Annotated in this window: 14 protein-coding genes; 4 read left to right on the top strand and 10 right to left on the bottom strand. The window is 69.6% G+C overall.

All coding sequences use genetic code 11. The features are described from left to right. Nucleotides 1-46: 46 nt before the first annotated feature. The 6 genes from IEY84_RS13790 to IEY84_RS13815 form a co-directional block, all read right to left on the bottom strand. Complete coding sequence (locus tag IEY84_RS13790; RefSeq protein ID WP_183546482.1) at nt 47-499, bottom strand: acyl-CoA thioesterase; 453 nt, start codon at nt 497-499, stop codon at nt 47-49. Nucleotides 500-521: 22 nt separating this feature from the next. After that, a complete protein-coding gene (locus IEY84_RS13795) occupies nt 522-2,594 on the bottom strand; it encodes an acyltransferase family protein (RefSeq protein WP_183546484.1) in 2,073 nt (690 codons plus the stop codon). Beyond that, complete coding sequence (locus IEY84_RS13800) at nt 2,591-4,345, bottom strand: glycosyltransferase family 2 protein (protein ID WP_183546486.1); 1,755 nt, start codon at nt 4,343-4,345, stop codon at nt 2,591-2,593. Before IEY84_RS13800 ends, IEY84_RS13795 begins: the two co-directional genes overlap by 4 nt. Next, nucleotides 4,342-5,427: a glycosyltransferase gene (locus IEY84_RS13805; RefSeq protein WP_183546487.1), complete on the bottom strand. Its 1,086-nt coding sequence runs from the start codon at nt 5,425-5,427 to the stop codon at nt 4,342-4,344. The genes IEY84_RS13800 and IEY84_RS13805 overlap by 4 nt, the downstream gene beginning before the upstream one ends. A gap of 315 nt (nt 5,428-5,742) precedes the next feature. Continuing rightward, complete coding sequence (locus IEY84_RS13810) at nt 5,743-6,978, bottom strand: metal-dependent hydrolase family protein (protein ID WP_221208918.1); 1,236 nt, start codon at nt 6,976-6,978, stop codon at nt 5,743-5,745. Between the two features lie 40 nt (nt 6,979-7,018). Further along, the gene (locus IEY84_RS13815; protein ID WP_183546488.1) at nt 7,019-8,428 is read right to left on the bottom strand and encodes an MFS transporter; all 1,410 of its coding nucleotides are present in this window, start codon (nt 8,426-8,428) and stop codon (nt 7,019-7,021) included. Between the two features lie 89 nt (nt 8,429-8,517). Between IEY84_RS13815 and IEY84_RS13820 the strand changes: the two genes are divergently transcribed. From IEY84_RS13820 to IEY84_RS13835, 4 genes are all read left to right on the top strand, one after another. After that, entirely contained in the window at nt 8,518-8,832 is a 315-nt protein-coding gene (locus IEY84_RS13820; RefSeq protein WP_183546490.1) for an antibiotic biosynthesis monooxygenase, read from the top strand. 12 nt (nt 8,833-8,844) lie between these two features. Continuing rightward, nucleotides 8,845-9,681 (top strand): MurR/RpiR family transcriptional regulator, encoded by an 837-nt coding sequence (locus tag IEY84_RS13825; protein ID WP_183546491.1) that lies wholly within the window; start codon nt 8,845-8,847, stop codon nt 9,679-9,681. Nucleotides 9,682-9,790: 109 nt separating this feature from the next. After that, complete coding sequence (hrpB, locus tag IEY84_RS13830; RefSeq protein ID WP_229788665.1) at nt 9,791-12,331, top strand: ATP-dependent helicase HrpB; 2,541 nt, start codon at nt 9,791-9,793, stop codon at nt 12,329-12,331. 151 nt (nt 12,332-12,482) lie between these two features. Further along, complete coding sequence (locus IEY84_RS13835) at nt 12,483-14,102, top strand: DEAD/DEAH box helicase (protein WP_229788666.1); 1,620 nt, start codon at nt 12,483-12,485, stop codon at nt 14,100-14,102. Between the two features lie 67 nt (nt 14,103-14,169). Here IEY84_RS13835 and IEY84_RS13840 read toward each other — a convergent pair whose 3' ends face one another. The 4 genes from IEY84_RS13840 to IEY84_RS13855 all read right to left on the bottom strand — a co-directional run bounded on the left by IEY84_RS13840 (nt 14,170) and on the right by IEY84_RS13855 (nt 20,410). Beyond that, nucleotides 14,170-14,406: a hypothetical protein gene (locus IEY84_RS13840; protein WP_183546496.1), complete on the bottom strand. Its 237-nt coding sequence runs from the start codon at nt 14,404-14,406 to the stop codon at nt 14,170-14,172. 135 nt (nt 14,407-14,541) lie between these two features. Further along, nucleotides 14,542-18,081, bottom strand: coding sequence for a chromosome segregation protein SMC (smc, locus tag IEY84_RS13845; RefSeq protein ID WP_183546498.1), 3,540 nt, complete (start codon nt 18,079-18,081; stop codon nt 14,542-14,544). Between the two features lie 171 nt (nt 18,082-18,252). After that, the gene (locus IEY84_RS13850) at nt 18,253-19,383 is read right to left on the bottom strand and encodes a polysaccharide pyruvyl transferase family protein (protein WP_183546500.1); all 1,131 of its coding nucleotides are present in this window, start codon (nt 19,381-19,383) and stop codon (nt 18,253-18,255) included. Continuing rightward, the gene (locus IEY84_RS13855) at nt 19,376-20,410 is read right to left on the bottom strand and encodes a glycosyltransferase family 2 protein (protein WP_183546502.1); all 1,035 of its coding nucleotides are present in this window, start codon (nt 20,408-20,410) and stop codon (nt 19,376-19,378) included. The genes IEY84_RS13850 and IEY84_RS13855 overlap by 8 nt, the downstream gene beginning before the upstream one ends. Nucleotides 20,411-20,441: the final 31 nt, after the last annotated feature.

Consider the following 20,441-nt stretch of genomic DNA (forward strand, 5'->3'; position numbering starts at 1 on the left):
CCGGCAACCATGAATGGTGCCACGCAAGGTTTAGCCGAAGGTTCGCTCAGCTCTGCCGCCACAGCGGCATGACTGCTTCCCGGATCTCGTCCGGCATCGGCGTCACCGGACGCGACGGGTCGGTGTTGTCGACGTAGACGTGGACGAACCGCCCCTCGGCCGCGGCCTCCTCGCCCGGCCCCTGGAAGAGCCCGATCCGGTAGATGACCGACGAGCTCCCGACCTTGTCGACGACCAGCCCGGCCTCGACCGGCTCGGGGAACCCGATCTCGCGCAGGTAGCGGCACGAGGTCTCCGCGACGATCCCGATCTTCGGCAGCTTCCGCACGTTCACGCCGGTCGTCTCGAAGAGGTAGGCGTTGACGGCGGTGTCGAAGTACTCGTAGTAGGTCGCGTTGTTGAGGTGACCGTACGCGTCGTCGTCACGCCAGCGGGTGGTGATCGTGCGCCAGTGCACGTAGTCGGCGCGGGTCGGGGCCTTGCGGTCAGGAGTGCTCATCGCGGCCCAATGATAGGCAGCCTCAGGCGAGGGCGTTCTCCACGGCCCGGACCAGATAGGGCGCCAGCGTCTTGGAGAAGGTCGCGGTGATGTGGGTCTGGTCGCGGTAGGCCAGCACGTGGCCGACCACCATCGGGCACCGATCCTCGGCGCAGTAGGCGCTCGAGAGGTCGACGAGGGAGGCCCTCGGTCCGGCGAGACGGACGGCTTCGGGGAGCGGGTCGGAGGTGGCGTACGCGTCCTCGCGAGTCATCTCGCACGCCGACGCCTCCGCGAGCGTCTCGGCGCCGTCGAGACACGTCATCGCCGCCGAGGTGAGCATCGGGTTGTCGGCCAGCGCGACGACCTTCGTCCCTCGCTTCATCACCGGCCGCCACGCCTCGACGAGCCTCTCGACCACCGGGTCGCGCTCGCCGGCCGCCAGGGACGGGCTGCGTCGCTGGGTGACCAGCACGACGTCGTACGCCGTGTTGCCGGTCAGCCGGGCGAGCAGCGCCTTCCGGTAGGCGCGGCGCGCGTCGCCGGCCTCGGGCGCGACCAGGCCGCCGCCGTTGGCGACCATGACGTCGATCGACCAGCCCGAGCCCTTCGCGAGCCGGGACAGCCCAGGGATCAGCGAGGCCGCGTGGGAGTCGCCGACCAGCGCGACCCGGAGCGCGTCCGGCTCGGTCGAGCCGAGGTGGCACATCCTCGGGCGCGCGTCGGTGGCGTAGGTCCGGCGCTCGGTGAGATAGCAGTCGTAGGCGTTGCCGGTGTCGTCCTTGCGGGCGATCGGAGCGGGCAGCAGCACCCCGTCGAGCTCCGGGTTGTCGCAAGACGCCAGGAAACCCGCAGCACCGAAGCACTCGACGTCTCCCGACGCCAGCGCGTTCGCCTGCTCCCGGCTCTGCTCGGCCACGCTGCGGCCGTGCACGATGCCGGGCACGGCGACGACGGCGACCAGCGCCATCCCGACGACGGCGAAGACGTAGGCGCGCGCCGACGTGCTCAGCGTCGGACCGGTGCGGAACGGCGCCTCGACGAACCGGTGGGAGAGCGCCGCGAGCCCGACCGTGGTCAGCAGGATCAGCGGTTCACGCAGCCAGGTGCCGAGCACCGGCCCGGTGTCGGGGACCACGACGACGAGCGGCCAGTGCCACAGGTAGAGCGAGTAGGAGACCGTCCCGATCCATTGCACGATCGGGTTGCCGACAAGGAGGGCGCCCACCCCTCCGGGGGCGCCTGCCCAGATGACCAGCGCGGTCCCGACGACCGGCAGCAGCGCCACCCAGCCCGGGAACGGCAGCGACTCCCGGAAGAGGAGCAGCGCGCCGAGCAGCGCGACCCAGCCGAGGACCGCGACCGGTGCCGCCCACCGCGAAGGCGCCCGGCTCGAGGCGGCCGGCAGCAGGGCCAGGAGACCGCCGACGGCGAACTCCCACGCCCGGGTGTGGGTCACGAAGTAGGCGGCGGCGCCGTCCTTCGCCGTGATGACGACCGACGCTGCGAAGCTGGTCACCAGGACGGCCACGATGACCGCCCGGATCGCCGGGAGCCGCAGCTCGGGCCGGCGTCGGGTGAGGAACGCTGCGGCGAGGATCAGCAGCGGCCAGAGGATGTAGAACTGCTCCTCCACGGAGAGCGACCAGTAGTGCTGCACGGGCGAGGGCGGGTCGTCTGCGGCGAGATAGTCGACCGCGGCCCAGGACAGCTGCCAGTTCTCGACGTAGAACGCCGCTGCGACCGTCTCCCGCAGGAACTGCTGCCACAGCGCCTCCGGCACCAGGACGTACGTCGCCGCCGCACTGCACACGAGCACCAGCAGCGCCATCGGGAGCAGACGCCTGATCCGGCGAGCCCAGAACGCGCCCAGCCGCACCCCGCCGGGCTTGGCGGCCTCTCGCACCAGGTGAGAGGTGATCAGGAAGCCGGAGATGACGAAGAAGACGTCGACCCCCGCATAGCCGCCCCGGACCGCCCCCGGCCAGAGGTGGAAGAGCACCACCCCGAGCACCGCGGCCGTACGCAGCGCATGGATCTCCGAGCGCCTGTCCCGCCCCGGTCCGCTCTGGCCACGTGGTTGGGCTGTGACCGGAGCGACGGCGAGAGAGGTCACCGGCGGACCCGGCGGACGACCCGCCCCGCCACTCGGCGCGCCTTGCGTACGCCCCGCTCACCGAGGCTCGGCTCGATCTCGATCCCGTGCCGGTGACGGCCTTCGTCCTGGACGATCCGGGCTCGATCGCCGGACCGCACGCCGATGACGTCGTCGCGGATGATGATCGGTCCGTCGAGCTCGCCGAGACGGTCGCGGCCCTCGAACCGCACCCGCCAGCGGCCGCCTGCGAGCGCGGAGGTCGGCAGCGCCACCTCGATGCTCCCGGAGGTGAGCTCGGCGGCGGTGAAGTCCAGGTCCCGGCGCCGACGGTCGTGCAGGAACACGATGTGGAGCTGCTCCGGGTCGACCATGGTGTGCGCCAGCCGCAGGTGGACCCGGCCCTCGACGAGGGTGAGCGAGGTGGCGGTCACCGGGTCGGTCGCCCCCGAGACGACCCGACGCAGCAGCTCGGGGCCGTCATCGAGGGCGGCCATGATCCGGCCCAGCCGCCAGTCCGGTGTTTCGTCGGGCGCTGCCGCCTCGGCGACCGCGGTGAAGAGGTCACGATGCTTGAGCACGAGGTCGGCGAGGTCATCCCCGATCAGCGTCTCGTCGTTCAGCGAGATCGTCGCGACGGCGTTGACCAGCGGCCGCTGGAGCGTACGCAGCGGCACCACGCCGCTGTCGGCGACGAGCTGCAGCGTCTCCAGGATGTCGGCGACCGTCCGGTCACCCCAGCGGACGTCCTGGCCGATCAGCCGGGCGGCGGTCGACCACTGTCCCGAGGTGACCAGGCGCCAGCCCCACCTCTTGTCGCGCTCCAGGCTGTCGATCAGCTCGTCGATCCCGGCGCCGGCGGTGCTGGCGTCGTCGAGGAGCCTGATCAGCTCGGCGACCAGCGCCCGCGCAGGCTCGAGCACCAGCGGGTCGACCACGGCCATACCCCGAAGCGCCCGGACGATCGCCATCCAGCCATCGGCGTCGAAGATCAGCGAGGCGTACTCCGCGCGCACCTTCGGGTCGCCGAGCTCCAGGATCCGGCGGGCGCAGCGCAGCTCCTGCTCAAGATAGCTGATGATCCCCGCCGGCGAGTGGGACTTCGCGGTCATCGACCCCGGGCCGGGCCGGTCGCGGTAGACGTAGACCGTCTCGGTCACGATGTCGAAGCGGGCCGTGGTCAGCGCGTGCACCATCGGCTCGATGTCGTTGGACCGGCTCGCATCGGGGAAGGAGATCTGGGCCGAGTCCCAGAAGTCGCGCCGGAAGATGCGGTTCCAGCAAGCCCGGTTGCGCAGCGCCGAGGGGTGATCGGCGAGCCTGACCAGGGTGCGTTCCTCGTCGAAGGCCGGCCATGCTCGCACCGGCCACCAGACCCGGTCGCTGAAGAGCTTGAAGAACCGGCCGACCACCATGTCGGAGCCGGTCTCCCGCGTCTTGCGGAGCATCGCTGCGTACGCCCCGCGGGGCACCAGGTCGTCGCCGTCGGCGAACGCGAGGAAGCGGCCTCGTGCCAGCGAGACGCCGTGGTTGCGGGCCTGTCCCCCGCCCTTGCCGGGCGAGCGGACGACCGTGAGACGGGGGTCGCGGGCGGCGTACGCCTCGGCGATCTCGAGCGTGTCGTCGGTGGAGGCGTCGTCGACGAGGATCACCTCCAGGTCGATCGGCTCCTGCTCGGTCGACTGGTCCTCGAGGACCGAGGAGAGCAGCTCGTCGACCCACAGGCCGACGTCGTGGGCCGGGACGACGACGGAGAGCTCAGGCGTGGTCATCGGGTCTCGCCCTCCAGGTCGCTCAGTCCGTCGAGCAGCCGCAGGTAGTCGCGCGACATGTCGTAGGGCGTGTACGTGCGGGTGAACTCATACGCTGCGCGGTGCCGCTCCTCCTGCCCGTCGAGGGCCTCCAGGATCGCGGCGGCGAGCGCCTCCGGCTCGTCGGGCTCGGGGGCGTACGTCACCACCCACGGCTGGTCGGCGAACTGCCGCGCGACCGGGGTGTCCGCGGGGATCAGGGCGGTGCGCCCGAAGGTGCCGGCGGCCAGCAGCGAGCCGGAGTTGAGGATGCGCCGGTACGGCAGTGCGACGACGTCGCTGGCTCGCATCCAGTCGGAGAAGTCCGCGGTCTCGACGAACCCGATCCGCTTGACGATGTTGGCCGCCGAGAGCATCTCCTCGACCGTCTCCGCGTCCTCTGCCGGCACCACCTTGCCGGCTACCACGAAGGTCAGGTCGGGCACCGTCTCCGCGGCGATCTCGACCGCCCGGCAGAGGACGTCGAGCCCCTTGTACGCCCGGATCTGGCCGATGAACCCGACCGTCGGCACCCCCTGCGGGACCCCGATCCGCTCACGCGAGGCAGCGTCGTCGCCACCGTCGGGGTAGACGCCGAGATAGGACGAGTGCGGCAGGTCGACGACCTTGTCTGGCGGGAGCGCGTAGTAGGCGGCGGTCTCCTCGACCGTGGCCGGGTTCAGCTGGATGATCCGGGTCGCGTTGCTCGCCAGCGCCTTGGCGACCGTGAGCTCGACGTCGACGTAGTCGGCCTCGTGGGCGATCGAGTTGTGCACCGTCCACAGCACGTCAGCACCGCGGTCCCGTACGCCGGTCAGCACATCCTCGAACCGGGCCGCGTTCGCCCAGGCCTCCTCCGAGCTCGCGCAACCGCTGGTCACCGGCGAGGTCCAGTGCACATGCAGCACGTCGCCCCTCCCGAGTTGCTCAGCCCGGGCCTCGAGCCGCCGCAACCCCTGCACCCCCTCGACCACATCCCACCCCGCCGCCCGCGGCGCCACGGTGAGCATCGTGAGGTAGGGATTGCTCCGGTAGTACGGGAACGACAGCAAGGTCGAAGACATGTGGGGGGTCCTTGATTTTTCTTCACCGTGACGATCCCCCGAACGCCGAGACGATGTCTCGCCGGATGCCCCGGCTGGCCGGTGACCGGAGGATTCTAGGCAGGCAAGATCCCCCACTTTGACCACTCTGGCGCCTTCCCCGAATGCCTTCATCACGGGTTCATCGATGGTTCATCGAACCCACCCCCTCCGGTGGTCGAGCCTGTCGAGACCACCCCTCGCAGAGGCCGCTCCTCGACGTCCTGGTGCTCAGGATCTGAGGTGATCCTGATCGGCTCGAACTTGCTCGCTGTACGAGTGCGGATCCGTTTGGGGCTACTTCCCTGCGTCGCGGTAGATCTGCCCGGCTCTCATCACGATGTCGAGGTACTTGTCTGGCCGGGTGAGGACGGAGATGTCGGTGATGGGGTCTCCGTCTACGACGAGGAGGTCGGCGTGTGCGTCCGGGGCGATGACTCCGACTTTGCCGGTGAGGTTCGTCAGCTCAGCTGCAGTCGTGGTCGCGGATCGGATGACGTCGATTGATGACTGGACCTCGGACCTGATCGTGAATTCCTCGAGCTGTCTGGTCTGAAGCTCTCCGATGAGGTCGGATCCGTACACGAGTTTGACCCCGCCGCGGTCTGCCATCTCGAGGGCCTCGAGACCCGTGGCGAGAACCTCGCTGTTCTTCTGATGGCTGGACTTCGACATGCCGATGGCTGGGCCCATCTCGTCCATGGCTTTGTAGGTGACGAGGGTCGGGACGAGGAAGGCGTCGTGTTCGACGAAGCTGGCAACGGTGCTGGGTTTGAGGAGATTGCCGTGCTCGATGCAGCGAAGCCCGAGCGCCAGGGCGTTCTCGATGGCCTCGGCCAGGTATGCGTGTCCGGTGACGTACTTGCCCTGGACGGAGGCTTCTCGCACGGCCACGGCGATCTCTTCGTCGGTGTACTGGATGGAGGAGATGCTGTCGGTGGGAGTGGAGACCCCGCCGGACAGCATCAGCTTCAGGTGAGCGGCGCCGGTGCGCAGGATGTCACGGGAGACCTTTCGGACTTCGTCGGGGCCGTCGGCGATGCGGCTCATGTGGGGGCATCGGCAGCACGACTGTTCGGTGTCGTCGCCCGGCCTTCTGCCGTCCCCGTGACCACCTGTCTGCGACAGCGCCGGGCCGCCGTAGATGAGTCGGGGGCCGGCGATGAGCCCGTCGTCGATCGCTTGCGCCAATGCGAAGTCGGCGCCTGCGGTGTCGCGGACGGTGGTGAACCCTCGCTGCAGCATGTCCTCGAGTGCGCGTGCGGCTTTAGGTACGAGGTAGGACGGCGGCCAGGACTGCAACTTCGGCAGGTCCAGCGATTGGAAGTACACGTGTACGTGGGCGTCGATGAGCCCTGGCATGAGCGTGCGGCCACGTACGTCGATCACGCGGTCCGCGTTCGGCGCGGTGACCTCGCGGGTGGTTCCTACCTCGCGGATGAGGCGGTCCACCACGATGACTGCGCTGTCGGGAGTCATGTCACCGGTGGCCGGATCGAGGACGGTGGCGTTTTCGAAGAGGATTGTCGACACGTATTTCTCCTTGCAGAGGTCTGCCGGAATCGGGCGATGATCAGTGCGTGAGGGGGCGTCCTTTGATGTCCTCTTGGAGGACGCGGCCGGCGGTCTTCTCACCGAACACGACGACGATGAAGACCGCGCACGCCAGACACGCGACCAGGATGAGGAGTACGTTCGTGAACCCCAGGCCCTCGTACAGGTAGCCGATCGCGACGGGCGCAGAGATCGCTCCGAGCCGGCCGATCGCGGAGGCGGCTCCCATGCCGGTGGCGCGGATGGCTGTCGGGTAGAGCTCGGCAGTGTAGGTGTAATACACCGCTGCGGAGCCGTTGACGAATGCGGCGAGGAAGCACACTCCGACGAGGAGCACCACCTGGCTATCAGTCAGGGCCACGGTGAGCGCGGAGCAGGTGGCTCCGGTCGCGTACACCGCGATGAGCCATTTGCGTTCCATCTTGTCGATGAGCCAGGCCGCGATGTAGTAGCCGGGCACCTGGGAGATTGCGGTAGCCGCGGCGAACCAGAGCGATTTCGTGATCGTGAAACCCTTCGCCGCGACGAGCAGGGCCGGCATCCATGCGGAGAACCCGTAGTTCACGCCGGTCAGGATGAACCACAGCGTCCAGAGGATGAGGGTGGTACGAAGCATCGGCCCGGCGAACAGCGCCCCGAGCTGTGCGCCCACGCCGACAGACGTCGTCGGTGTGCCGGCTGCCCGTTCGGTGCCGGTCGCCGGTGAGGCGTCGGGATCGATCTCGCTGTCTCGCTCGATCTCAGTGACGATCGCCTCCGCCTCGGCCGTGCGCCCCTTCGCGAGCAGGAACCGAGGAGACTCAGGCATGCTGCGCCGCCACCACAGCAGGAGCAAGACGGGAAGCGCGCAGATGAACGCGGCGATGCGCCAGCCGGCCTCGGGGTTCGGCGAGATGAGCAGCGGAGCAACGACACCGGCGAGCACATACCCGAAAGAGAGGAAGCCGACGGTGCGGGCGACGAATCGTCCGCGGTACTTAGCCGGTAGGAACTCGGAGATGTACGGGGCGATCAGCGTGGTCTCGGCGCCGATCCCGATGCCCGCGAGCGTGCGCCAGATGAACAGCTCGGTGACGGTTTGCGCGGTGCCCATCATCACGCTGCACGCGCAGAAGATGAGCAGTGCCGTGACCAGGAGCTTCTTGCGTCCGATCCGGTCGGCAAGGATCCCGGACAGCAGCGCGCCGACCAGGTAGCCGATGAAGATGCATGACAGCAGCCAACCGCCAGTGCCTGCGGGGATCTGCCAGATGACGATCAGGGTCGCGAGGGCGTATCCCATCAGGGCCCCGTCGAACGAGTCGAACGTGTAGCCGAGTCCGCCCATGAACATCAGCTTGCGGTGGGGGCGGCCGGGTTTGAGTCTGTCGAGCCGCGTCAGCAGCTCGGTGCCATCTGATCGAGCGGGGGTGGTCGTGGGCTCAGTCATGCTCGGGTCTCCTTGCACAAAATGTTGCGCGGACTGGCGCAATGCAGCGATGTTAGTTGCATCACTTCGGATTGTGCAATACTTGCTGCATGACGAACGCCGCAATGAGCCTGCTCGCGATGACCGTCCCGGAGGGCTGCATCGACGCAGTGGTGGACTACTATCGCGACCAGCGAATTCTCGAGGTTTCTGGCGCGGCATCCGGCTGCCTCCTGGTCGACGACCGCCGCCCGGGCGAGGTCACCGTTGTCGCGTGGTGGCACAACGAGGGCGACTACGCACGATGGGAGAAAGCACCGGAACGGGAAGCCTTCGCCGAGAGGATCGCCGCCATGACCAACGGAGAGGTACGCGCCACCAACCGTGAACTGCGCGTCGTGCACCGCATGTTCGAGATGAAGTAGGGGGAAGAACCTGTGTCGGTCGACTCGTGGCTCGACACTCGAGGTGAAGGCATCACCCTGGCACGCCGTGCGCAACGTGTCGTGCAGACCCTTGCCCGCGCGCCAGAGCTCGCCTCGTACGCATCTGCTCGAGAGATCGCCGAGCTGGCAGATGTGAATGTCTCGACCGTGGTCCGGACGGCGCAGCAGCTCGGTTTCGAGGGCTGGCCCGATCTCCGGGAGCAGCTCAGGGCGACGTACCTGCAATCGGTCGCCGCCAGCGAACCGCGAAACCGATCAGGTTCATCCGATCTCGCGACCGCCACCCTCGAACAGCAAGCCGCCAACGTGTCTGCGGTGATCACCGACGAGAACACCCAAGAGATCCGCGCGATCGCGAAGGCGATTCGTAATTCCCGCAGGACCGTCGTGATCGCGAGCGGCAGCGGCGGGGGGCCCGCTCAGATCCTCGCCTACCTCGTTGGGGCCCAAGGTGCCGACATCCACTTGGCGACAGGAGCGGAGACGGCGCAGGCCGCGCAGGTCGCGCACCTCTCGCAGGACGACTGTCTCATCGTCCTGAACGTATGGAGGCTCACCCGGTCGCTGCGCGACCTAACGATTCTGGGACATGAGAACGGGGCCACCGTGGCAGTCATCACCGACCTACGATCATCCCCGTTGAGTGCGTTCGCAGACCACGTGGTCGCCGCTCCGATCACGAACGTCGATCGAACACCATCCCTGACCGCGATGGTCGCGGTCGTGCAGGCGATCATCTCCGAGTACACAACCCGGGAATCGGCGGCAGTCGCCGGCCGGATCGAAAAGACATGGGACAAGCTTGGTCTGATGTTCGAGCAGTCGTAGCCCGCAGGGCGTGGACTTCCGTCCTTCGTCTGAGAGAGGTCTGCCGTCGTGGTGACAGCCCCCGGCGCCGACGCGACACCGGCCGAGGGACGTCAGGCACACTGCAGGAGTGTCCGACACTCTGCGCAATCTGCTCGCCGCGCCGCCCGATCTCCCGGTCACCGCCGGCTTGGCCGCTCTCGACCAGGCGCTTCGTGCCCGCGGAGTCGCGGTGGTCCACGCACCGCCGGGCACCGGCAAGACGACCTTGGTCCCGCCCGCGGTCGCCGAGGTTGTCGCCGGACGGGTCGTCGTCACGCAGCCCAGCCGCATCGCAGCCCGTGCTGCTGCCCGTCGGCTGGCGCACCTGCTGGGCGAACCGGTTGGCGAGACGGTCGGATACTCCGTACGCGGAGACCGGCGCACCAGTCGGCGTACCCGTGTCGAGATCGTCACGACCGGCCTGCTGCTCCGGCGGATCCAGCACGATCCCGAGCTGGTCGGCGTCGGGGCCGTCGTGCTCGACGAAGTGCACGAGCGCCACCTCGACGCCGACCTGACCCTGGCGCTGCTCATCGACATCCGGGCCCACCTGCGTGAGGACCTGTCCCTGGTGGCGATGTCGGCCACCATCGAGGCCGAACGGACCGCGGCCCTGCTCGGTGGGGTCGACACCGTTCCGGTGATCCGCGTCCCGGGTGCTCTGCACCCGGTCCAAGCGGTCTGGTGCCCGCCGCCTGCGGGGGTACGCCGCACGGACGACCGGGGCATCACCCCGGCCTTCCACGACCATGTCGCAGCGACCGTACGTCGTGCGCTCGTCGAGCACGAGGGTGACGTCCTGGTCTTCGTGCCGGGCGTCGCGGAGGTCGAGGCGACCGTACGTCGCCTTGCCGGAGTGGACGCGAACGTCCACGCCCTGCACGGACGTCTGGCCGGCGCCGAGCAGGATCGTGCGCTCAGCGAAGGCCCGCGTCGACGAGTGATCGTGTCGACCGCTGTCGCCGAGTCGTCGCTGACGGTGCCTGGGGTACGTGTCGTGGTGGATGCCGGGTTCTCGCGTGAGCCGCGCACCGACCACCGTCGCGGACTGGCTTCCCTGGTCACCGTCGCGGTGAGCCGGGCAGCGGCCGAGCAGCGGGCGGGACGGGCCGGACGGCTGGGGCCGGGCGCCGTGCTGCGTTGCTGGTCCGAGGCGGAGCACGCGCACCTGGCCGCTCACCCGGAGCCCGAGATCGCCACCGCCGACCTGACGGCCTTCGCCCTGGAGGTGGCGTGCTGGGGCAGTCACGACCTGGACGACCTGGCGCTGCTCGACCAGCCACCGGCGCATGCTCTGTCGGCAGCGAAGGAGGTGCTCGTGGACCTGGGAGCGATGACCGAGGACGGGACAGCCACCCCGCGAGGACGGCTGATCGCCGGCGTACCGACCGACCCCAGGCTGGCGCGTGCCCTCATCGACGGGGCCGGTCTCGTCGGAACCCGGCGGGCGTCGGAGGTGGTCGCGATGCTGAGCGAGGACACCCGCGCTCCCGGCGGAGACCTGGTTGCTGCGCTCCGGTCGCTGCGCGCTGACCAGCGGGCCGGCGCGTGGCGCAGCCAGGTCACCCGGCTGGCGAAGATCGTGGAGAAGGACGACACCGCCGACGGCCGCAGCGGCGTGTCGGACCACGCCCGGGCAATCACCGATGACGTCGCCGTGGGCCTGGTGGTGGCCCTGGCACATCCGGACCGGATCGCCCGCAAGCGCTCCGGTTCCTCGAGCTACCTGATGGCGTCCGGGACGGGAGCGGCGCTCGATCAGCGTGCCCCGGGGCCCTTGGCCGGTCTGGAGTGGCTCGCGGTCGGCGACGCTGAGCGGCGGGCGGGGCAACGTGAAGCCCGGATCCGAACGGCAGCACCACTGACCGAGGACCTCGCGCTGGAGGCGGCCGGGTCCCTGTGGACCGAGGTGGACGAGGTCACCTGGTCCGGAGGGCGGGTGCTGGCCCGCCGCCGTACGTTGCTGGGCGCCATCGAACTCAGCTCCGCCCCACTCGATGATCCGCCGGCACAGGCCGTGAGCGACGCCATCCGGGAGGCCGTGGCGAGGGAGGGAATCGCTCTCTTCACCTGGTCGGAGGCGGCCACGGCGCTGCGCGCCCGCCTCGACTTCCTGCACCGTGCGCTCGGCGACCCGTGGCCCGATGTGAGCGACGTGGCACTGACGCAGAACCTCCAGTCGTGGCTCGGGCCCCAGCTGGCGCGGGTTCGCTCGGCCCAGGATCTTCGTCGCGTCGACGTGGCTGCCGCGCTGCGGGCGATGGTGCCGTGGCCGCAGGCAGGCAGGCTCGACGATCTGGCTCCCGAGCGAGTGCAGGTTCCCAGCGGGTCGAGCGTGCGGATCGACTACTCCGCCGAACAACCGGTGCTCGCTGTGCGAATCCAAGAGGTCTTCGGCTGGACCGCAGCGCCGGTCCTCGCGGACGGCCGGGTCCCGCTCCTGCTGCACCTGCTCTCCCCCGCGCGACGCCCAGCAGCCGTCACCGCAGACCTGGAGTCCTTCTGGGACAACGGCTACCCCGGCGTTCGTGCTGACCTGCGCGGGCGCTATCCCAAGCACGCCTGGCCGGAGGATCCCCGCAGCGCACCAGCCACCGCGCGTACGAACGATCCCCGCCGCCGAAGATGAGCGACGATTCGACTCGCGTGGAGGATAGCGTCTGAGGGTGGCCAGTTCTCGCCGATCCAGTGCTCGTCGCCGCGGCGGGCGTCCGCGCCGGAGTGGGACGCGAGAACCGAAGCGGCCGTTGCCGGCCGTCGGCCCGGGAGAGCGGCTGTGGGTGCTCGACGTCCCTTACGGCACCCAGGTCGAGGGCGCCACGTGGCACCCGGGAGTCAAGACCCACCTGTACGTCGGCCGCGCTCTGCCGGCGCACCTCGCGCCCTACGCTCCGGGTCCCTACACGCTCGGTCGGTTCATCGAGAACACCCTCAATCCCGACCTTCCGACGCAGAGCCCCGAGCCGACCGACGCACTCGAGCCGCGGCAGATCCAGTACGAGGCTGCTGACGCCATCGCGGCGCGCGCTGCGGCGGGCGGACGACAGTTCCTGCTGGCCGATGAGCCCGGCGTGGGCAAGACGATCTCCGCGGTCCTCGGGGCGACAGCGGTGGGCGACCTTCGCGGTGCGCGACGGGTGCTGGTCGTCGCTGACCGTCCCGCCGCGATCACGATCGGCCACTGGTGCCGCACGATCACGGCGCTGGGCGACGGCGGTCTCGAATGGGTCGTGATCACCTGGGACCGCCTGGAAAAGGTCAAGGACCACGCGTGGGACGTGATCATCGCGGACGAGGCCCACGCGCTGCGACGTACGACGACCAAACGGTGGAAGCTCTGGGCGCGGATCGCGGGCCACGGGTGGCCGCACGACAAGGCACCCTTCGTCATCGCGACGACCGCGACACCCGGACACACGCCGCTCGACCTGCCCTATCTCGCCCCGGCCTATGCGCAGGTCCTCGGCGAGCCGATGCAGGAGTGGACCTCGGCGACCCAGCCCGGCGCTACGTTCGCCACCGCACTCGAGCGCAACGGCGTCGGGGTCGAGCGGGGACGCTACGGCGCAACGTGGACCGCCGACCCGGCGCGGCGCGCCGCGGACCTCAAGCTCGTACGCGGCTGGCTCGAGGACGAGCGGCCGCCCGCGATGCTGCACCGCGCGGCACCGTGGGGGCCGGTGCCGATCTCCGGCATGCCGGTGGCACTCACGCCGTCGGAACGGACCGCGTACGAGGCCGAATGGGGAGAGTTCTGCCGCGAGATGGACATCGCCCGGCGTGGCCGCAATGTCGCGAAAGGGCGGGCAGCGCTGCTGCGCTTCCGGCAGAAGGCCGGGCTGATCCGGGTCGACTCCACGGTCGCCTGGATCGCCCAGCAGGTCGAGGCCGAGCGACAGGTGGCGTGCTCGGTCGAGTTCGTCGCGACCGCCGCCGACCCGATCGCCGACCGGCTGCGTGACTCCGGCCTCGAGGTCGCCACGATCTACGGCCGCGACCGGTTCGACGCAGAGGCCGAGCGGCTCCGGTTCCAGACCGGACAGGCGAAGGTCTGCGTCTTCACCACGGTCGCCTCGATCAGCCTGCACGCCGGCGAGACCCTCGCCGACGGTCGCCGGGCCAGCAGCGAGCCGCGCGTCGGCGTCTTCCACCAGGCCCGCTTCTCGGGTATCGCAGGACGGCAGGTGACCGGCCGCACCCACCGCGACCACCAGCTCTCGCCGTGGCACATCGCGTACGCCGAGGGAACCGTCGAGGAGCAGGTCGGCAGGGTGATGGTCGAGCGGATCGCTGCGGCCTCTGCCACGGTGGGAGGCGACGTCACCGGCCTCACTGCCCTCGCCCAGCTCCTCGGCGCCGACTGGCTTCCCTCCACCACCCTGACCGAGGTCGACGCCTGACCTCTCGGCTCATGCACCGCACACCGGCACCGTGGAGAAACCCAGGCAGAGGTGACGCGGCGGACCCCTAGGAGTAGCGGTGGCTCTTCGCCTCGTGGCCCTCCTCGCGGGTGCAGGTGCGGCCGTTCATCGAACGATGGCCGCACAGCGCCTCGGCGGGCGAAGGCGGAACAGCCGTCTTGGCGGCCTGGTCCTTCGCGGGGCGGACCGCCGGTCTGGTCGGTGTCGAGCCGGCGGTCGACGATTCTGACCTTTCGCGATAGCGGGCCTCCCGCATCGCGCGCATTGCTGCGTCCTTGCTCACTGTGTCATCACCTGACGAACAGTAGGCGTGCGCGCCGACAGTTTCGTCCAGGCGCGGCGGTGAGACCTCCGTGGTCAGTCAGCCTCGCGGCTTCATCTCGCCGCCGAGCGAGCCTGGCATGACCCGTATGAGGTATCAGGCAGGCTGGACGTCGCGGAGGCGCTGCGAGATGACGGTGGTGACACCGTCGCCGCGCATGGTGACGCCGTAGAGGGCGTCGCCGACCTCCATGGTGCGCTTCTGGTGGGTGATGACGAGCAGCTGGGAGGACTCGCGCAGCTCCTCGTAGATCTCCAGGAGCCGGCCGAGGTTGGTGTCGTCGAGGGCGGCCTCGACCTCGTCGAGGATGTAGAACGGTGACGGCCTCGCCTTGAACAAAGACACCAGGAACGCGACGGCGACCAGCGACCGCTCGCCACCGGAGAGCAGCGAGAGCCGCTTGACCTTCTTGCCCGGGGGCCTGGCCTCGACCTCGATGCCGGTCGTGAGCATGTTGTCCGGGTCGGTGAGGACGAGACGGCCCTCACCGCCGGGGAAGAGCCGCGAGAAGACGTGGTCGAAGGCGACGCGTACGTCCTCCCAGGCCTCGGTGAAGACCTGCTCGACGCGGTTGTCGACCTCCTTGACGATGTCGAGGAGGTCCTTGCGGGTCTGCTTGAGGTCCTCGAGCTGCTCGGTGAGGAACTTGTGGCGCTCCTCCATCGCGGCGAACTCCTCCAGCGCCAGCGGGTTCACCTTGCCCAGGGCGCGCAGGTTCTTCTCGGCGATCTTGAGCCGCTTGGCCTGCTCGGCGCGCACATAGGGAATCGGCGCAACCTCGTTGCCGTCCTCGTCGGGGTGCTGCGGGACCAACTGGTCGGGGCCGTAGTCCTTGACGATCGCCTCGGGGTCGAGGCCGAGCTCGTCGAGGATCCGCTCCTCGAGCTGCTCGATGCGCATCCGCTGCTGGGCGCGGGCCATCTCGTCGCGGTGGACGGAGTTGACCAGCTCCTCGAGCTCCTTGCCGAGGTTGCGCAGCAGCGAGCGGCACTCACGCAGCGCCTGCTCGCGCCCGGCCCGGGACTCCTCGATCTCGCTGCGGACCCGGGCAGCCTGCTGCACCGAGACCTCCAGACGTTCCAGCGCGTACGCCACCGCGGTCCCGACCGCTCGCGCGGCCTCGCCCTCGCGACGCATCTGCTCACGGCGGGCGGCCGCCTTGGCACGCTGCTCACGCTCCTGCCGGGCGGCACGGAGCAGCCCCTCGGCACGGCCGGCCAGCGCGCGGGCGCGCTCCTCGGAGGTACGCAGCGCCAACCGCGCATCCATCTCGCGCTGTCGCGCGTCGCGAGCGGCCTGGGCCAGCCCGTCGCGGGCGCTCACGTCGGGCTCGTCCTCGGGCTCCTCCTCGGCCATCGCGAGCCGCTCCTCGAGCTCGGCGAGCCCGGCGACGGCGTTCTCGCGCGCCTCCTGCGCCTGCTCGACGGCGGCCAGCAGCCGCTCGGCCTCGCCGCGCGCCGCGCGGGCCTGGGCACCGAACTGGCCGAGCTCCTCGGCCACCGCGGCCAGGGTCGCGTCGGACTCGTGCAGCTTGGCCAGCGCGACGTCGACCCGCTTCTGGGCAGCCAGCCGCTCGGACTCCAGACGGGAGGTCTCGAAGGTGGCCCGCTCGGAGACCGCATGGGCCTCGGCCAACTGGGCGGTGGCCTCGTCGACGGCGGCCTGCACCTCGAGCAGGCTGGGCACGCTGGAGGAGCCACCGGCCGCGAAGTGGGCGCCGATCAGGTCGCCCTCGCGGGTGACCGCGGTGATCCCGGGCTCGGCGGCCACGAGCGTCTGAGCCATGGCGAGGTCCTCGACGACCGCAACCTTGTCGAGCAGCCGCGCCACCGCAGGCCGCAGCACCGGCTGGCACTCGACCACGTCCAACGCGTACTCGGCACCGGCAGGAAGCGACGGCCAGCCGCCGGTCTCCTCGGGCGATCCGCCCAGGAGCAGCCCGGCCCGGCCGAGATCCTCGGTCTTGAGATGCTCGATCGCCCCGACGGCACGCTCGCCGGACTCGACGACGACCGCGTCCGACGCGGTCCCGAGCGCCGCTGCGACGGCGGCCTCGTAGCCGGAGCGCACCGCGAGCAGCGAGGCGACCGAACCCAGCACACCGGGGAGGTCGGAGCCGAGCAGCGCGCCGGCACCGTCCTTGCGGTTCAGCCCCATCTCCAGAGCTTCCTTGCGGGCCGCCAGCGTCGAGCGGTCCCGGTCGGCCTGTGAGGCCTCGGCCTGCAGCTTGCTGAGTCGCTCCTCGATGTCCTCGAGCGCGGCAGCAGCGGCCTCGTGCTCGGCGTCGAGGCCCTCCTCCCCCGCGTCCAGCCCGGCGACCTTCGTCTCCAGGGCGGTGAAGTCGCGCTGGGCCCGCTCGGCGCGCGCCAGCGCCTCCTCACGAGCAGCGGACAGCCGCCCGACCTCTTCGTCAGCACCCGCCGCACGCGATCGCAGGGCATTGACCTGACCGGCCAGCCGGGCAAGCCCCTCACGACGGTCGGCCGCGGCACGCTCGAGCCCCTTGACCCGGCGCTCCTCCTCGGCCGCGGCATCCTCGGCGGCCTTGCGGGCCTCGACCGCCTCCTCGAGGGAGTAGCGAAGCTCCTCGACCTCGGCGTCCGCGGTCTCCTCCTGCTCGCGGGCAACCTCGGCCTGGGCCTCGAGCTCCTCGGGGTCGCGCCCCTGACGCACTTCCAGGTCCTCGGAGCCGGCCGCGTTGCGGACCCGCTCAGAAGCCAGCGACTGGGTGCCTCGCAGCCGCTCGCGCAGCGAGTTCAGCGCGAACCAGGTCTCCTGCGCGGCGGCCAGCGCCGGCAGGTCCTCGCGCAGCGCCGCCTCGAGAACGGCCTCCTGCTCGCGTCCCTCCGCGATGGTCTCCTCGACCTCGGCACGACGGGCCAGCAGCGCACCCTCGTCGGCGAGCTCCTTGTCGAGCTCGGTCTTCGCGGTGACCAGGTCGTCGGCGTAGATGCGGGCTTTGGCGTCGCGTACGTCCATCTGCACCGTCTGCGCCTGCCGGGCGACCTCAGCCTGGCGGCCGAGCGGCTTGAGCTGCCGGCGGATCTCGACGAGCAGGTCCTGGAGCCGGTCCAGGTTGACCTGCGTGGAGTCGAGCTTGCGCAGCGCCTTCTCCTTGCGCTTGCGGTGCTTGAGGACGCCGGCGGCCTCCTCGATGAAGCCGCGGCGGTCCTCGGGGGTCGCGCGCAGGATCGTGTCGAGCTGGCCCTGGCCGACGATGACGTGCATCTCGCGGCCGATGCCGGAGTCCGACAGCAGGTCCTGGACGTCGAGCAGCCGGCAAGGGCTGCCGTTGATCGCGTACTCCGAGCCGCCGTTGCGGAACATCGTGCGGGAGATGGTGACCTCGGCATACTCGATCGGCAGCGCGCCGTCGGTGTTGTCGATCGTCAGCGAGACCTCGGCGCGGCCCAGCGGAGCGCGGCCGGCCGTGCCGGCGAAGATGACGTCCTCCATCTTGCCGCCGCGCAGGCTCTTGGCGCCCTGCTCACCCATGACCCAGGCGAGCGCGTCGACGACGTTGGACTTGCCCGAGCCGTTGGGCCCGACGATGCAGGTGATGCCCGGTTCGAGCTCGAGAGTCGTCGCGGAGGCGAACGACTTGAAACCCTTCAGCGTCAGACGCTTGAGGTACATCGGCTTCTCCCCCGGCTCAGGATCACGTGGTCATACACGATTCGCAACACATCAGCGTGGCTGAGGTGAGTCAGCAAATCTAATCGTCGCTGCTCAGGGGAACCCCAGCGGGTCGAGGATAACCCGCCGGGGTTGTCGATCTGGGGACCTCGAGGTCGAGACGCGGGGCGGTCAGAGCCCCAGCGCCTGCTTCACCTCGGCCCGCAGCTCCCGCAGGTGAGCGTCCGCAGCCGTACGCAGGCCGGCGACGTCGTCGGTGGCCGGGACCACCCGGTCGGCGAACCGCTCGGCCAGGTCGGCGGCGGCGAAGTCGGAGACGTTGGCACCCAGGCCGATCCGCTTCATGAAGTTGCGGTTCTTGTTGGTCGGGATCATCACGATCGACGGCACCCCGTACATCGTGGCCACCACCGACCCGTGGAACTTCATGCTCGCGAACGCGGTGCACTCACCGATGGAGCGGGTGAGCTCGTCGAGCGACTCCGTGTAGACGACCTCCTTGCCCGGGATGTCGAGGTCGTCGGCGTTCGCCATGTCCCGGCGTCCCACGTCCATGGTGCCGAGGATGAGATGGCGTACGCGCCAGCCGTCCGCCATCGCCTTGCCGGCCATCTCCTCGACGCGGGAGTAGTCGTCGGGCTCGTCCAGGTTGGGGCGGAACCGGGTGACCACGCCGAGGATCGGCGCTCCCTCCGGCTTCTCCGCGGGTGGCAGCTCCAGCGAGCAGACCATGTCGGGGGCGACCAAGATGTCGAGGTCGGCCGAGATGTTCGCCAGGATCCAGTCGGCGGTCGGCTGGTCGCGTACGCCGATGAACCTCACGTTCGGGTGCTCGAGGAACCTCTTGTGCTTCTCGATGATGCCGGGCTTGATCTGGGTGTTGCGGTAGATCGGCACACCGATCCCGACCACGAAGACAGGCTTGGCCAGCATCTTGTGGTTGAAGTAACGAGGGTCCGCCTGCCACGGCTGCAGGATGTCGCCGCCGCCGATGAGGATGGCGTCGACCTCGTCCACGATCTCGGCCAGCGGCCGGTCGTAGTAAGGCTTGGTCATGTTGTCGGCGAGCACCCGCAGCTCGAACTCGTCGCCGAAGTACTGCTCATAGACCGACAAGAAGAGCTCGTCGCCGTAGTTGCCGGCGCCGAAGAAGCCGGCGAGCCCGATGACCGGCTTGCGACCGCGCCGTACGCGGCGGGCCAGCGCGTCCTTGACCTGCTGCTTGAGCGGGCCGGGCAGGCGACGGGCCGCCGCCCGGACGACCGGGTTGCGGCGCAGCGTCGAGCGGGAAGAATCAGGCATCGAGGAAGCCCTCCAGATCATCGTCCAAGATTGTCTGTACGTGCGTGCCGTAGGCCGTCTCCTCGGCAGCCGCCGCGCACTCCTTGCCGAACAGCGGAGACATCAGCAGCGTCCGCAGCGCACGGAAGAGCCCCCGCTGGCGTGACCGGTTGTTCACGAAACCGAGCGTGCGCTGCATGTTCATCACCTTGAGGAAGCGGTGCAGCAACACCTCCGTGACCACCCGGATGCGTACGTCCTCATCGACCTCTGCCGCGGAGAGCTCGAGCAGGCTGTGCTCGAGGAAGCGGATCCCGTCGGCGACCCGGTGGTGCGCGAAGTAGCCGTGCGTGTGGTCGCGCCGTGACAGATGGCCGTCCTCCTTCGCGGCGTCGATGTCCCCGTGGCCGCTGAAGTGGTAGTAGTCGTGGCCGCCGACGTAGGCCAGCTGCTTGGCGTGGGCCAGGAACGAGAAGGTGAACTGGAAGTCCTCGAAGACCGTCATCGACTCGTCGAAACGCAGCCCCAGCTCGTTCACCGTGCTCGTTCGGAAGATGCGTTTGCACGACAGCGAGGTCGCCGCCCTCAGGAGATCCACCTCCTCGAAGTCGGTGGCGATCGTGAGCTCCCTGGCCCGTCCCGCCTCCGAGACGTTGTTGACGGCGACGTAGTCGAGCTCGGGTCGTTCGTCCAGGATGCCCAGCAGCCGCTCGACCGATCCACGACCGACGTAGTCGTCGGAGTCGACGAAGAAGACGTGGCTCGTCTCGACGTGGTCGAGCGCGGTGTTGCGAGGCGTGCTCGCTCCGCCGGTGTGCCGCGGCAGACGTACGACTTCGAGCCGATCCGACGAGAACCGCTTCCGCAGCGCGTCGAGCGTGTCCACGGCGGCCGGCGAGGTCGACAGGTCGTCGGCCACGACCACCCGGACACGACCCTCGAGATCGGGACGGTCGGCGACGTCGAGCAGCACCGACTCGACGCACCGCTGGAGCAGCTCTGACCGGTTGAAGGTCGGGATCGCGATGGTGAGCGAGGAGACCGGCATGGCCCTCCCCGGGCTGGGTTCGCCAGGGCTG

The sequence above is a fragment of the Nocardioides albus genome (genome assembly GCF_014648255.1).
Lineage (GTDB): Bacteria > Actinomycetota > Actinomycetes > Propionibacteriales > Nocardioidaceae > Nocardioides > Nocardioides albus.